Below are 15,153 nucleotides of genomic sequence, written 5' to 3'. Positions count from 1 at the left end.
TACCTAAAACTTTATTAGGAACTTCGCGCTAAAAACTTAATCTCATCATCACGACCACAGCAATGGTCTGGCCGTAATTCTTAGAGAGACACAGATAAATGAAAAAAAACACAATTATGCTGGCGTTGGCGCTGAGTTTCGGCGCGGCGACGTTGAGCCCTGTGAGTGTATTTGCCGCAGAGACCGCTTCTTCTTCCAGCCAGCAGTTGCCAAGCCTGGCACCCATGCTGGAAAAAGTCATGCCTTCCGTGGTGAGTATCAGTGTGGAAGGCTCGACGACGGTTAAAACGCCGCGTATGCCGCAGCAGTTCCAGCAATTCTTTGGTGATAATTCTCCGTTCTGCCAGGACGGTTCACCGTTCCAAAGCTCACCCATGTGTCAAAACGGCGGTGGTGACGGCGGCGCGGATGGCGGTGCTAACGCGCAGAAACAGCAGTTCCGTGCGCTGGGTTCCGGCGTGGTAATTAACGCGGATAAAGGCTATGTGGTGACCAACAACCACGTGGTGGATAACGCGACCAAAATCCAGGTGCAGCTCAGCGATGGACGTCGTTACGACGCCAAAGTGATCGGTAAAGATCCACAATCAGATATCGCGCTGATTCAGCTGCAGGATGCGAAAAACCTCACCGCAATTAAGATTGCCGACTCCGACAACCTGCGCGTCGGTGATTACACCGTGGCGATTGGTAATCCGTACGGCCTTGGCGAAACGGTGACTTCGGGGATTGTTTCGGCGCTGGGCCGCAGCGGCCTGAACGTTGAAAATTACGAAAACTTCATTCAGACCGATGCGGCGATTAACCGTGGTAACTCCGGTGGCGCATTGGTAAACCTTAACGGCGAGCTGATCGGGATTAACACCGCGATTCTGGCGCCGGACGGCGGCAACATCGGTATCGGCTTTGCGATCCCTAGCTCAATGGTGAAAAACCTTACCGCGCAGATGGTGGAGTACGGTCAGGTGAAACGCGGCGAGCTGGGCATTATGGGCACCGAGCTGAACTCAGAGCTGGCGAAAGCGATGAAAGTCGATGCGCAGCGCGGCGCTTTTGTTAGCCAGGTATTGCCGAACTCTGCTGCGGCGAAAGCCGGCGTGAAAGCGGGTGACGTGGTGGTGTCGATGAACGGTAAAGCGCTGACCAGCTTTGCAGCGCTGCGTGCCGAAGTCGGCTCGCTGCCGGTCGGTACCAAGCTGCAGCTGGGTCTGCTGCGCGAAGGCAAACCGGTGAATGTTACCGTTGAACTGCAGCAGAGCTCGCAGGATAAAGTGCAGTCCGCCACCATTTACACCGGTATTGAAGGTGCCGATCTCAGCAATATTGATACCAACGGCCAGAAAGGCGTGCGCGTCGATAGCGTCAAGCCTGGCAGCGCAGCGGCGCGTATTGGCTTGAAGAAAGGTGACGTGATTCTGGGTGTCAACCAGCAAGCCGTGGCTAATCTTGGCGAGCTGCGTAAAGTGCTCGACACCAAACCTTCGGTGCTGGCACTGAACGTACAGCGCGGTGACAGCAGCCTGTATCTGCTGATGCAGTAAGTTTCAGGTTGTTGATAACAGGCGAGCTTTGGCTCGCCTTTTTTGTGTCTGTGCAAATGTCCGGTACTGAATGTGACGCTTACCGCAAATCCCGCATAATCCCGCTGGCTATGTGCAGTTGCACAATGTCAGCGCCGTAACGGATGCGTATTCTGTCTGTTCGTCCTTATCTCCGGAGTGTTTGATGGCCACCTATCATCTCGATGCGCGACTGGCTCAGGATATTGTTGCCCGCACCATGCAAATTATTGACAGCAATGTCAACGTGATGGATGCGCGTGGTCGCATCATCGGCAGTGGCGATCGTGAGCGCATTGGCGAATTGCACGAAGGCGCGCTTTTGGTGCTGTCACAAGGGCGCGTGGTAGACATCGACGAAGCGGTGGCAAAACATCTGCACGGCGTGCGTCCTGGCATCAATTTGCCGCTGCGTATTGATGGCGATATCGTCGGCGTGATCGGTTTGACCGGCCAACCGGCAACGCTGCGTCACTACGGCGAATTGGTGTGTATGACCGCCGAAATGATGCTGGAACAGGCGCGTTTGCTACACATGCTGGCGCAAGATAGCCGCTTGCGAGAAGAGCTGGTGCTGAATCTGGTGCGCAGCGAAACCTTATCGCCAGCGCTCAGCGAATGGGCGCAGCGGCTCGGCATCGATCTCAATCAACCGCGCGTGGTGGCGGTGGTGGAAGTGGACAGCGGCCAGCTCGGCGTTGATAGCGCCATGTCCGAGCTGCAACAGCTGCAAACGCTGCTGACCACGCCGGAACGCGACAACCTGATTGCGATTGTTTCACTCACCGAAATGGTGGTGCTGAAACCGGCACTGAATGCGCATGGCCGCTACGATCAGGACGATCATCGTCGTCGCGTGGATCAACTGCTGCAACGCATGAAGGAGAGCGGCCAGGTGCGAATGCGCATCGCGCTCGGCAACTACTTTACCGGTCCCGGCAGCATCGCACGTTCGTACCGCACCGCGCGAACCACAATGATGGTGGGCAAACAGCGCATGCCGGAACAGCGCAGCTATTTTTATCAGGATCTGGTGCTGCCGGTGCTGCTCGACAGTTTACGCGGCGGCTGGCAGGCCAACGAACTGGCACGCCCGCTGGCAAAGCTGAAAAGCATGGATAACAATGGCTTGTTGCGACGCACGCTGGTGGCGTGGTTCAGCCACAACGTGCAACCCAGCGCTACGGCACGCGCGCTGTTCATTCATCGCAACACGCTGGAGTATCGCCTCAACCGTATTTCCGAGCTCACCGGGCTCGATCTGGGCAATTTTGACGATCGCTTATTGCTTTACGTGGCGCTTCAACTGGATGAGCAAAGTTAATGAGGAACCTGTGGATTGCGCTGCTGTGGCTGTATAGCGTGCTAAGTGTGGCTAACGATCCGGCCTTTCTCTCGTTAAACGATCTGCAGAAAGTTAAGCAGCAGCTGGCACATCATCAGGCCGCGCCGCCAACGCTCGACGCCTGGCATCAGCTAAAACAGCAGGCGGATAACGCGCTGCAACACCCCAATCCCAGCGTCACCGATAAAGGTATGATGCCGCCGAGCGGCTCGAAGCAGGATTATTTAAGCCTGAGCGCCTATTGGTGGCCGGACGCCAGCAGCGCCGACGGCCTGCCGTGGCAGCGTCGTGATGGCGAAGTGAATCCTGCCAGTAAGAATGATCAAAGTGATGGCGTGCGGCTGGCGCGCTTTACCGCCGATTTTCAGGCGCTGACGCTGGCCTGGTATTTATCTGGCAATCAACGTTATGCCGACAAAGCGCTGGCGATGATGCGTCACTGGTTTATCAATCCCACCAGCCGTATGCACCCTAATCTTAACTTTGCTCAAGGCATTCCGGGCCGATCCGCGGGCCGCCATGATGGCGTGCTCGATGGGCGCTACTTTGCCACGCGCGTGGTGGATGCGCTGACTTTGCTACGCAATGCGCCCGGTTGGCAGCCTGCCGATCAGCAAGCGATGCAGCAGTGGTTTAGCGAGTATCTGCACTGGCTGCGGCACAATCCGCTAGCACTGCAAGAAGCGGCGGCGGTAAATAATCATGGCAGTTGGTATTGCACGCAGGTGGCGGGAATCGCGTGGTATCTGGGCGATCGTGAGACAGTCACAGCGATGGTAGAGTTGGCGCGCAATAAAATTCCGCTGCAAATTCGTGCCGATGGCAGCCAGCCCGCAGAGTTAGCGCGCACGCGATCCTTCCATTACAGCTACATCAATCTGCAGGCGCTTAGCGCATTGGCGCAGCTAGCCGGTAAAGCAGGGTTAGGCGATTTATGGCATAGCCAGCAGCCGGGCGGATCGTTGCTGGCTGCGCTCGACATGATGGCGCCGTACAGCGATGCCACTAAACTCTGGCCGTGGAAAAACCGCGATCGCGTGAGCCAGCGCATCATTCCGCTGCTTTCAATGGCCGATAACAGCCTGCAGCAGCCGCGTTATCAACAGTGGATCATGCAGACGCAATGGAAAGATCAAAAGAGTGGGGCGGTGAGGCAGGCACAGCGTGATACCTGGCTGCTTTCGCTGCCTTATCAGCAGCCATAAAAAAAGGCCAGCATCGGCTGGCCTGTTATCTAAAGCGCAAAATCAACGGTTGTTGCGGGTCAGCTGATCAAGGTCTGATTCGATTTCAGCGATCTTGTTCGAGACCACGCTTTCCAGATGGCGCAGATCCGCCAGAATTTTGCGCTTCAGATCCACTTCAACCTGGTCGCGCTGGCAAATCTGGTCCAGTTCATCGATCACATAACGCAGGTTCGGGCTGATTTCCTGCACTTCTTTGTAACCCTGGCTGGTGTGATCGGCGACAACGGTTTTGCGCTGACGTGGATATTTGAATTTCACGCTTTTAGCAAAGAATTCACCTTTGTCTTTGCGGAAGTAGATTTTAAGAATGTCGTTGTTAGCTTCCTGACGCAGGCTGTAACGGTCGATGTCGTCAGGGTTGCTGATACCTAAGCTTTTCAGGTTGTCGTACATAGCGTTTATATTCCATCTAAGAGTGGGTGAGCGCGCAGGACTATCATCATCATTCGGGATGCAGCAGAAACGCGGCAACCGGAACGCTTACGGCATACTTAATCAACTGTAGACACAAAAACCGGGATGAACAGTGCGCGACCGGAGTTAACTTGGCGCGGATTATGAACTGTTTGAAAAATAAACGCACGTGTTAATTCGCGGCGCGAAACAGGTAATTCTGGCGGGAGTGTAAACAAATAATTACGGGCCTGTAGGCAGGCCCGTCGGGAAGATCTTCAGGCAGGAGAAGCTCAGTCGATGCTGCGCAGCAGTTCGTTAATGCCTGTTTTGCTGAGCGTTTTAGCGTCAACTTTCTTCACGATTACCGCGCAGTACAGGCTGTAGCTACCATCTTTAGACGGCAGATTACCGGAAACCACCACGGAACCCGCAGGTACGCGGCCGTAATGCACTTCGCCGGTTTCGCGGTCAAAGATTTTGGTGCTCTGGCCGATGTAAACGCCCATGGAGATCACGGAACCTTCTTCGACGATCACGCCTTCAACGATTTCTGAACGTGCGCCAATGAAGCAGTTATCTTCGATGATGGTTGGGTTAGCCTGCAGCGGCTCCAGCACGCCACCGATGCCCACACCGCCTGACAGGTGGACGTTTTTACCGATCTGCGCGCAAGAACCCACAGTCGCCCAGGTATCAACCATGGTGCCTTCATCAACATAAGCGCCGATGTTGACGTAGGAAGGCATCAGCACGGTATTACGTGCGATGAATGCGCCCTGACGCACGGCAGCAGGTGGCACAACGCGGAAACCGGCGTTTTTAAAACGCGCTTCATCCCAGCCAGCAAACTTCATTGGCACTTTGTCGTAGAAGCGGGTTTCAGAACCTTCCATGACCTGATTGTCGTTGATGCGGAACGACAACAGCACTGCTTTCTTCAGCCACTGATGCGTTACCCACTCACCGTTGATCTTTTCAGAAACGCGCAGTTCACCGCTATCCAGCAGGCCAATAACCTGGGTGATAGCATCGCGGGTCGCGCTGTCTACGCTAGATGGCGTGATGTCGGCGCGGCGCTCAAAGGCAGATTCGATAACGCTCTGTAACTGTTGCATAATGATTTCCTAAGTCTGTAATACGGGTGCCAGCATCGCACTGGCACGGTAAATAAATTTGATTAATCGATTGCGGTCACACTTTATCGTTTGGATTAAGGGCCTCTGTCAACCTCTGTTGCAACACATTGCGCATTTCCACCCCAAGCGCACGCCGCTCGCTATCGGCGAGGATGAAAAGATCCTCAACCCGTTCACCAATCGTACTGATGCGTGCGCCGTGCAGCGACACGCCCAAATCGGCGAACACTTCACCCACGCGCGCCAGCAAGCCGGGCTGATCGAGCGCGACCAATTCCAGATAACTGCGGCGGTCGGTGTGCGTCGGCAGGAAATTGACTTCGGTATCGACACTGAAATGCTTGAGGCGCGCAGACTGACGGCGCGTACGCGGCGGCACCCATTCGTTTTGCGTGATGGCTTGTTCCAGCGCCTGAATGATCAGCGGATGGCGATCGGCGGCCAGCGGGCTGCCATCCGGCTCCAGCACAATAAAGGTGTCCATTGCCATGCCATCGCGACTGGTAAAGATCTGCGCATCATGCACGCTGAGATTGCGGCGATCCAACTCGCCGGCCACCGCCGCAAACAGGTGCGGACGATCCGGGCTCCAGATAAAGATCTCGGTACCGCCGCGCGTGGCCTGCGGGCTGACCAGCACCAGCGGTTTGTTGAGATCGTGATGAATTAAGTGGCGCGCATGCCAGGCGAGCTGATTCGGTGTGTGACGCAGGAAATAGTCGGCGCGGCAGCGGCTCCAGATATGGTGCAAACGCTCTTCGTCGAGGTTTTCCATCCGCAGCAGCGCCAGCGCTTGCAGACGATGATGGCGCACGCGCTCGCGCAGATCCGGGCTGTTTTCCATGCCGCGGCGCAGCTGTTTTTCGGTCGCGAAGAACAGCTCGCGCAACAGGCTCTGCTTCCAGCTGTTCCACAAGCTTTCATTGGTGGCGCAGATATCGGAAACCGTCAGGCACGCCAGATAGCGCAAGCGGTTTTCGTTCTGCATCACTTCGGCGAATTGCTGAATCACGGTGGGATCCTGAATATCGCGGCGCTGCGCGGTGACTGACATCAATAAATGATGGCGTACCAGCCAGGCAACCAGCTGCGTTTCGCGGGAGTTCAGTCCGTGTAGTTCGGCAAAGTCGAGCGCATCCTGCGCGCCGAGAATGGAGTGATCGCCGTTGCGGCCTTTGGCGATATCGTGCAGCAGCGCAGCCATCAGCAACAGTTCCGGCTGTGGCAGGCGCGGCCAGAGTTCAACGCACAGCGGATGCATCGGGCGCGTGGCTTCGTCGGCAAAACTCTCCAGCTTCTGCAGCACGCGGATGGTGTGCTCATCCACCGTGTAAGCGTGGAACAGATCGAACTGCATCTGACCGACGATGTTGCCCCACAGCGGCGTATAGGCCCATAACACGCTGTGACGATGCATCGGCACCAGCGCACGCTTAACCGCGCCAGGATGACGCAGAATCGCCATAAAGGTTTCACGCGCTTCAGGAATTTGACACAGCGGCTGCTTCAAATGGCGGCGCGCATAGCGCAGCTGCCGCAGCGTGGTGGAGTAAATACCTTTGATGTTTTCGTTACGCACCATCACGTAGAACATACGCAAGATGGCTTGCGGCTCACGCTCAAACAGCGTGAGATCGCGCAGGTCGATGAGATCACCGCGAATCTGGAAATCGTCATCAATGTTGCGCGGTTTTTCAGTGGTCGACAGCGCCAGAATCGCTTCATCGAACAGCTGCAGCAGCATCTGATTGAGTTCGCCGATACGGCGCGTGACGCGGTAGAAGTCCTTCATCATGCGCTCAACCGGCTCATTGACTTCGCCCAGATAGTTGAGGCGTTGAGCGACGGTGAGTTGTCGATCAAACAGCAGACGATTGTCATAGCGTGGCAGCGTTAAGTGCAGCGCAAAGCGAATGCGCCACAAAAATTCCTGACACTCGTTGATTTCATTGCGTTCCGCTTCGGTGATAAAGCCGAAACCAACCATCTCATCCATGGTGGTGGCGCCAAAGTGACGACGCGCCACCCATTGCAGCGTGTGTATGTCGCGCAGGCCGCCGGGGCTGCTTTTGATATCCGGTTCGAGGTTGTAGCTGGTGCCGTGATAGCGCTGGTGGCGCTCCTGCTGCTCTTCAATTTTGGCGGCGAAGAAGCGCGACGACGGCCAGAAACCATCGCTGAAGATGTTCTTTTGCAGTTCGAGAAACAGCGCCACATCGCCAGTGAGCATGCGCGATTCGATCAGGTTGGTGGCGACCGTAAGATCGGATAAGCCTTCCAGCAAGCACTCTTCCAGCGTACGTACGCTGTGACCAACTTCCAGCTTCAAATCCCACATCAGCGTTAGCAGCTCGCTGGCGCGCTGCGCGGCTGTGTCGTCCAGCGGCTGGCGGCTGAGGATCAGCACATCAATATCGGAGAGGGGATGCAGTTCGCCGCGACCATAACCGCCAACGGCAACCAGTGCGATCTCCTTCATCTGGTCGAAACCAAAGAAGCGCCACAGGCGGCGCAGTAAGCGGTCGATAAACAGCGTGCGGGCATCAATCAGAGATTCAATATCGGTGCCCGCATCAAATGCAATGCCCAGGTGCTGCTGGAATTGCTCAAGATAGTGTTTGAGCTTGTCGCGCGTCAGGGCGTCATCGGGCCAGCTGGCGGGGGAATCGGTCAGGCCTTTGTGTACTGCTTCGGTCACGCTACCACTCATCAACATGCCTCTTCATTACGCACATAAAAAAGGCCAGCGATAAGCCGGCCTGGTACTGTTAGCGAGATAATTACGCGACGTTTTCAAGCACCGCTGGAAGGGTGTCGTCTTCACGCAGCGTCAGAATCTCACAGCCGTTTTCTGTCACCACAATAGTATGCTCATACTGCGCGGACAAGCTGCGATCTTTGGTTTTCACGGTCCAGCCATCCTTCATGGTGCGGATGCGGTAATCACCGGCATTGACCATCGGTTCGATGGTGAAGGTCATGCCTGCTTGCAACACCACGCCGCTATCATCCGCGTCGTAATGCAGTACCTGCGGCTCTTCGTGGAAGCCTTTGCCGATGCCGTGACCGCAATACTCGCGCACCACCGAAAAATCCTGTGCTTCGACATACTGCTGAATCGCGCGGCCCAGTTCACGCAGACGAATACCCGGTTTCACCAGACGCAGCGCAATATAGAGACTTTCCTGAGTAACGCGACACAGGCGCTCGCCCTGAATGGTGGCTTTACCGACGATGAACATTTTTGAGGTATCGCCGTGATACTCATCTTTGATCACCGTGACATCGACGTTAACCACGTCGCCATCCTTCAGCACGCGATCGTCGCTCGGAATACCGTGACATACCACTTCATTCACCGAAATACACACCGATTTCGGGAAGCCGTGATAGCCGAGGCAGGCGGAAATCGCCTGCTGCTTCTGCGTGATGTGTTCGTGGCAGAGACGATCCAGTTCACCGGTGGTGACGCCAGGCACCACGTGCGGGGCAATCATCTCCAGCACTTCAGCGGCAAGGCGGCCCGCCACGCGCATTTTTTCGATTTCTTCAGGGGTTTTAATTGAAATAGCCATTAAATTAATCCGCAATCGTCGAATTTTTCGACAATAATGAGTTCTGTGGCAGTCATGTTAGCAGCCAGCAAAAGGGCTGCCAAATGGCGATTGTCTGCGCCTGCGGCGCTCAACTACTATTGGCGTATTCCTGCGCATTGTGGTATAAAGCGCGCCGACGATTCTCTGTCACCGACGTTTGGCTGGCAGGAAACGCATAAAACTCATTATGTGTACTAAAACACACATGTATCGACACATACGCCGGGGTGCCTTGAAAGAGGTCGGTCGTATGGGATACATGGAGGCCCAACCCCAAATCAAACTTTAGAGGTAATCATGGCAACTGTTTCAATGCGCGACATGCTCAAGGCTGGTGTTCACTTTGGTCACCAGACCCGTTACTGGAACCCGAAAATGAAGCCATTCATCTTCGGCGCACGTAACAAGGTTCACATCATCAACCTCGAGCAGACTGTGCCAATGTTCAACGACGCTCTGGCTGAGTTGAAAAAGATCTCTTCCCGTAAAGGTAAGATCCTGATCGTTGGTACTAAGCGCGCTGCTGCCGAAGCGGTAAAAGAGTCAGCTCTGAGCTGCGACCAGTTCTTCGTAAACCACCGCTGGTTGGGTGGCATGCTGACTAACTGGAAAACCGTTCGTCAGTCAATCAAACGCCTGAAAGATCTTGAGTCTCAGTCTCAGGACGGTACTTTCGACAAACTGACCAAGAAAGAAGCGCTGATGCGCACTCGCGAACTGGCCAAGCTGGAAAACAGCCTGGGCGGTATCAAAGATATGGGCGGTCTGCCGGATGCACTGTTCGTTGTTGACGCTGATCACGAGCACATCGCTATCAAAGAAGCAAACAACCTGGGTATCCCAGTTTTTGCTATCGTTGATACCAACTCTGATCCAGACGGCGTTGACTTCGTTATCCCAGGTAACGACGATGCGATCCGTGCTGTAAGCCTGTACCTGACTGCCGTTGCCACTACCGTGCGCGAAGGCCGTTCACAGGATCTGGCTGAGCAGGCTGAAGAAGCTGCTGAAGCTTAATAAGGTTCGCTCTTTCTAAGAGCCCTTAGACATCAGATGTTATCTGTTAAGGGGGCCGTTCAGGCCCCTTTATTTTATCTAAGTCTGTCACGCTCACTACAGAGCGAGCGGGGCAGAGTAAATTTTCCGCAACAAGTTTCTGACAGTGTGTGAGCACACAGAGACGAATCGAGGATTCTGGAATGGCTGATATTACCGCTGCATTGGTAAAAGAACTGCGTGAGCGTACTGGCGCAGGCATGATGGACTGCAAAAAAGCGCTGACCGAAGCGAACGGCGACATCGAGCTGGCGATTGAGAACATGCGCAAATCTGGCGCAATCAAAGCGGCTAAGAAAGCAGGCAACGTTGCTGCTGATGGCGTGATCAAAACCAAAATCGCTGACGGCTTCGCGGCGATCCTGGAAGTAAACTGCCAGACCGACTTCGTTGCAAAAGATGGCGGTTTCCAGGCGTTTGCTGACAAGGTTCTGGATGCAGCTGTCGCTGGCAAAGTTACCGATGTGGAAGTTCTGAAAGCGCAGTTCGAAGAAGAACGCGTAGCGCTGGTTACGAAAATCGGTGAGAACATCAACATCCGTCGTATTGCTATCCTGGAAGGCGCTGAGCTGAACAGCTATCAGCATGGCGCACGTATCGGCGTGGTTGTTTCTACCACCGGTGCTGACGAAGAACTGAGCAAGCAAGTTGCTATGCACATCGCTGCAAGCAAGCCAGAATTCGTTAAGCCAGAAGACGTGTCTGCAGACGTGGTCGAGAAAGAGTACCAGGTCCAGCTGGATATCGCCATGCAGTCTGGCAAGCCAAAAGAAATCGCAGAGAAAATGGTTGAAGGCCGCATGAAGAAATTCACCGGCGAAGTTTCTCTGACCGGTCAGGCTTTCGTTATCGACCCAAGCAAAACCGTTGGCCAGGCGTTGAAAGAGAAAAACGCTGACGTCATCAACTTCATCCGCTTCGAAGTGGGCGAAGGCATTGAGAAAGTTGAAGCTGACTTCGCAGCAGAAGTTGCTGCAATGTCCAAACAGTCTTAATGGTCCGAAAGAACCGCCACAAGGCGGTTCTTTTTTGTCTGCGATTTAGTGCAGCACTTTCAGTCTCATCCCAATAGCTTTTCTCGCGGGCTTTGCGGATGATCGACCAGATTTTACTTCTCCTTTTCATCATATCTTCCAGGAAGAACTGACCATGGCGACCAACGCAAAACCTGTATATCAACGTATCCTGCTAAAACTGAGTGGCGAAGCACTGCAAGGTGCCGAAGGTTTTGGCATCGACGCGAGCGTGCTTGACCGCATGGCGCAAGAGGTGAAAGAGCTGGTTGAGCTGGGCATTCAGGTGGGTGTGGTTATTGGTGGCGGTAACCTGTTCCGCGGCGCAGGTCTGGCCCAGGCGGGCATGAACCGTGTGGTCGGCGACCATATGGGCATGCTGGCAACAGTGATGAATGGCCTGGCAATGCGTGACGCGCTGCACCGTGCGTATGTCAATGCGCGCTTGATGTCAGCGATTCCGCTGAACGGCGTGTGTGATAACTACAGCTGGGCAGAAGCGATCAGCCTGCTGCGTAATAACCGCGTCGTGATCTTCGCGGCCGGTACCGGCAACCCGTTCTTTACCACTGACTCTGCAGCCTGCCTGCGCGGCATCGAAATCGAAGCCGACGTGGTACTGAAAGCCACCAAAGTAGACGGCGTCTACTCTGAAGATCCGGTGAAAAACCCGGATGCCACGCTGTATGACCAACTGAGCTATGCAGAAGTGTTGGATAAAGAGCTTAAAGTAATGGATCTCGCCGCCTTTACGCTGGCGCGTGACCACAAGCTGCCTATCCGCGTCTTCAACATGAACAAGCCTGGCGCATTGCGTCGCGTCGTGATGGGTGAAAAAGAAGGCACCCTGATTACGCATTAATACCCGACGCACGTTAAAATAAGGTATATTCTTTTGCCGCGATGCTCTGACATCGCGCAGCAATTAGGATGATCGATGTTTATCGATACCGCTTCCGGTTAGCCCGGAAATGGCCAGGTCAACCGAATTCAAGGGTTTCAACGTGATTAACGACATTAAAAAAGATGCAGACACGCGGATGGAAAAATGTGTGGATGCATTTAAAAACAACATCAGCAAAATCCGCACCGGCCGTGCTTCGCCTTCACTGCTCGACGGCATTGTGGTTCCTTATTACGGTACACCAACGCCGCTGCGCCAGCTGGCTAGCGTGACGGTTGAGGATTCACGTACGTTGAAAATCAACGTATTTGATCGCTCGCTGAGCGCTGCGGTTGAGAAAGCGATTATGACGTCTGATTTGGGTCTGAACCCAAGCTCAGCCGGTAGCGATATTCGTGTGCCGCTGCCAGCGCTGACCGAAGAGCGTCGTAAAGACCTGATCAAGATCGTACGTGGCGAAGCAGAGCAGGGCCGTGTTTCCGTGCGTAACGTCCGCCGTGACGCCAACGATAAGATCAAAGCGCTGCTGAAAGACAAAGAGATCAGCGAAGACGACGAACGTCGTACGCAGGACGAGATCCAGAAAATGACCGATGCGCACATCAAGAGTGTTGATGCCGCATTGGCCGATAAAGAAAAGGAACTGATGGACTTCTAATTCCATCAACTGCTTTTCAAAACGCCGTTCAGAGACGAGACGTGTTCGACTCTGGCGGCGTTTTACATTGTGTCTGGCGCTGTTGCGGACACTCTCCACGACTTCACAGGGATAGCATGATGAAGCGATTAACTCTGCTGGGATCGACCGGCTCCATTGGTACCAGCACGCTGGCGGTGATTGCCGCCAATCCTGAACTTTATCAGGTGACCGCGCTGGTGGCTGGCCAGAATGTGGCGTTGATGGCTGAACAATGCCTGCAATTCCAACCGCGCTATGCCGCGATGTCCGACGAGACTTCCGCACAAGCGCTGCGTGAGCGACTGAAAGCACTCAACGTTAATACCGAAGTGCTCTCCGGCGTTCAGGCAGCCTGCGAATTGGCCGCGCTGGATGACGTGGATCAGGTGATGGCGGCGATTGTTGGCGCCTCAGGTTTACAGCCCACCATGGCGGCGATTCGTGCCGGTAAAACCGTGCTGCTGGCCAACAAAGAGTCGCTTGTCACATGCGGCCGTCTGTTTATGGAGGCGGTACGCCAACATCAGGTGCAATTGCTGCCGGTCGATAGCGAGCACAACGCCATTTTTCAGAGTTTACCCGCTTCCATACAGCATCAGTTGGGGTACGCTGATCTGCGGGGAAACGGCATCGAGTCGATTCTCCTTACGGGATCGGGTGGTCCTTTTCGTGACACGCCATTAGCGGATTTAGCCGGTATGTCGCCGGATCAGGCTTGTGCGCATCCGAACTGGTCAATGGGGCGTAAAATCTCCGTTGATTCGGCCACCATGATGAATAAAGGTCTTGAATACATTGAAGCCCGCTGGCTGTTTAATGCGACTGACGCGCAGATGGAGGTGATCCTGCATCCGCAGTCGGTTATCCATTCGATGGTGCGTTATTGCGACGGCAGCGTGCTGGCGCAATTGGGCTCTCCGGATATGCGGACGCCTATTGCGCACAGCATGGCATGGCCAGCACGCATTTCTGCGGGCGTAACGCCGCTCGACTTCACGCGCATGAAGTCGTTGACGTTTTCCGAGCCGGACTACGAGCGCTATCCCTGCCTGAAGCTTGCGATTGATGCCTGTGCCACAGGTCAGGCCGCTACGACATCGCTGAATGCAGCGAATGAAGTGGCGGTGGCAGCTTTTCTGCAGCACCAGATTCGCTTTACCGATATTGCCGCCATCAACAGCGAAGTGCTGGCGTCCCTGAGTTGTCTGGAGCCGGGCAGCATTGACGAGGTGATGGAGATTGATCGGTTAGCGCGCGTGCGTGCCAATGAATTGTTACCGCGCTTTCGTTTAGCAGGTTGATAGTTCCCGCTATTTGTTCGCTCTGGGTGAAAATGGTATAGTCGCTCGCTCGCGTTTCACAGCCGACATTGTTTCGATGTCATCTGGCGTGTTTGCCGGAGTTTGCTGCAGGCGCAATGTATTCAGAAACCACAGCATTTCTGATGAAAGGAATTATTACGCGTTATGTCGTCCAACAATCACAACACAATCGATGACGAGTCGTACTGCACGCCACGTCACGTGGCCATCATTATGGATGGTAATGGTCGCTGGGCAAAAAATCAGGGCAAACTGCGTATTTCAGGCCACAAAGCCGGGGTAAAATCAGTACGCCGGGCTGTCAGCTTTGCGGTTAGCCATAAACTGGAAGCGCTCACGCTTTATGCGTTCAGCAGTGAAAACTGGAGCCGTCCGATTCAGGAAGTGGCAGCGTTAATGGAGTTGTTTGTCTGGGCGCTCGACAGCGAAGTCAAAAACCTGCACAAACACAATGTGCGTCTGCGCATTATTGGCGATATCAGTCGTTTCAATAACCGAATTCAGGAACGCATTCGCCGCGCCGAGGAACTGACTCAGCAAAATAATGGACTGACCCTAAACATTGCTGCCAACTATGGCGGCCGTTGGGATATTATCCAGGGTGCCAGAAAATTGGCCGAACAGGTTCAGGAAGGTTTATTGCGTCCTGACCAGATTACCGAAGAAAGCCTGGCTCCGTATCTGTGTATGCAGGAGCTGGCGCCAGTGGATTTAGTGATAAGGACCGGGGGAGAGCATCGGATTAGCAACTTCCTGCTGTGGCAAATCGCCTATGCTGAGTTTTGGTTTACCGATGTTCTTTGGCCTGATTTTGATGAAAACGTTTTTGAAGGTGCACTGAATGCATTCTCTACGCGGGAGCGACGCTATGGCGGTACTGCACCAGGCGGCGCCTAAGCA

The 15,153-nt window shown here is 54.5% G+C and carries 13 protein-coding genes; 9 read left to right on the top strand and 4 right to left on the bottom strand.

Translation table 11 applies throughout. The features are described 5' to 3' along the window. Window positions 1-98: 98 nt before the first annotated feature. From degP to KVT28_RS14550, 3 genes are all read left to right on the top strand, one after another. Window positions 99-1,541 carry a serine endoprotease DegP gene (degP, locus tag KVT28_RS14560; RefSeq protein WP_101762052.1) on the top strand — a complete coding sequence of 481 codons (1,443 nt, stop codon included), beginning with the start codon at window positions 99-101 and terminating at the stop codon, window positions 1,539-1,541. A 184-nt stretch (window positions 1,542-1,725) separates the two neighbouring features. Then, window positions 1,726-2,883, top strand: coding sequence for a CdaR family transcriptional regulator (locus tag KVT28_RS14555; RefSeq protein WP_061718082.1), 1,158 nt, complete (start codon window positions 1,726-1,728; stop codon window positions 2,881-2,883). Next, complete coding sequence (locus KVT28_RS14550; RefSeq protein ID WP_217549051.1) at window positions 2,883-4,109, top strand: alginate lyase family protein; 1,227 nt, start codon at window positions 2,883-2,885, stop codon at window positions 4,107-4,109. The genes KVT28_RS14555 and KVT28_RS14550 overlap by 1 nt, the downstream gene beginning before the upstream one ends. Window positions 4,110-4,151: 42 nt before the next feature. On the opposite strand, the gene KVT28_RS14545 is transcribed toward KVT28_RS14550, so the two are convergent. The 4 genes from KVT28_RS14545 to map all read right to left on the bottom strand — a co-directional run bounded on the left by KVT28_RS14545 (window position 4,152) and on the right by map (window position 9,258). Continuing rightward, window positions 4,152-4,544 carry a DUF3461 family protein gene (locus tag KVT28_RS14545; protein WP_007893894.1) on the bottom strand — a complete coding sequence of 131 codons (393 nt, stop codon included), beginning with the start codon at window positions 4,542-4,544 and terminating at the stop codon, window positions 4,152-4,154. 293 nt (window positions 4,545-4,837) lie between these two features. Next, a complete protein-coding gene (gene dapD / locus KVT28_RS14540) occupies window positions 4,838-5,662 on the bottom strand; it encodes a 2,3,4,5-tetrahydropyridine-2,6-dicarboxylate N-succinyltransferase (RefSeq protein WP_008108489.1) in 825 nt (274 codons plus the stop codon). Window positions 5,663-5,738: 76 nt separating this feature from the next. Then, window positions 5,739-8,393: a bifunctional uridylyltransferase/uridylyl-removing protein GlnD gene (gene glnD, locus KVT28_RS14535; RefSeq protein ID WP_110867586.1), complete on the bottom strand. Its 2,655-nt coding sequence runs from the start codon at window positions 8,391-8,393 to the stop codon at window positions 5,739-5,741. A 70-nt stretch (window positions 8,394-8,463) separates the two neighbouring features. After that, a complete protein-coding gene (gene map / locus KVT28_RS14530; RefSeq protein ID WP_101762049.1) occupies window positions 8,464-9,258 on the bottom strand; it encodes a type I methionyl aminopeptidase in 795 nt (264 codons plus the stop codon). Between the two features lie 318 nt (window positions 9,259-9,576). On the opposite strand from map, the gene rpsB reads away from it, so the two are divergent. From rpsB to ispU, 6 genes are all read left to right on the top strand, one after another. Then, complete coding sequence (gene rpsB / locus KVT28_RS14525; RefSeq protein ID WP_007893898.1) at window positions 9,577-10,296, top strand: 30S ribosomal protein S2; 720 nt, start codon at window positions 9,577-9,579, stop codon at window positions 10,294-10,296. A 182-nt stretch (window positions 10,297-10,478) separates the two neighbouring features. Further along, window positions 10,479-11,330, top strand: coding sequence for a translation elongation factor Ts (gene tsf / locus KVT28_RS14520; protein ID WP_101762048.1), 852 nt, complete (start codon window positions 10,479-10,481; stop codon window positions 11,328-11,330). 154 nt (window positions 11,331-11,484) lie between these two features. Next, window positions 11,485-12,210 carry a UMP kinase gene (gene pyrH, locus KVT28_RS14515; protein WP_007893903.1) on the top strand — a complete coding sequence of 242 codons (726 nt, stop codon included), beginning with the start codon at window positions 11,485-11,487 and terminating at the stop codon, window positions 12,208-12,210. A 142-nt stretch (window positions 12,211-12,352) separates the two neighbouring features. Continuing rightward, window positions 12,353-12,910: a ribosome recycling factor gene (frr, locus tag KVT28_RS14510; RefSeq protein WP_036649587.1), complete on the top strand. Its 558-nt coding sequence runs from the start codon at window positions 12,353-12,355 to the stop codon at window positions 12,908-12,910. A 119-nt stretch (window positions 12,911-13,029) separates the two neighbouring features. Continuing rightward, complete coding sequence (gene ispC / locus KVT28_RS14505) at window positions 13,030-14,232, top strand: 1-deoxy-D-xylulose-5-phosphate reductoisomerase (RefSeq protein WP_217549333.1); 1,203 nt, start codon at window positions 13,030-13,032, stop codon at window positions 14,230-14,232. Window positions 14,233-14,397: 165 nt separating this feature from the next. Then, window positions 14,398-15,150: a (2E,6E)-farnesyl-diphosphate-specific ditrans,polycis-undecaprenyl-diphosphate synthase gene (gene ispU / locus KVT28_RS14500; protein WP_217549049.1), complete on the top strand. Its 753-nt coding sequence runs from the start codon at window positions 14,398-14,400 to the stop codon at window positions 15,148-15,150. The last annotated feature ends 3 nt before the right edge of the window (window positions 15,151-15,153 follow it).

The organism is Pantoea sp. GbtcB22, from assembly GCF_019091025.1.
Taxonomy (GTDB): domain Bacteria; phylum Pseudomonadota; class Gammaproteobacteria; order Enterobacterales; family Enterobacteriaceae; genus Pantoea; species Pantoea leporis.
The sequence above is the reverse complement of the archived record's forward strand: the minus strand, read 5'-3'. Positions and strand labels throughout refer to the sequence as shown.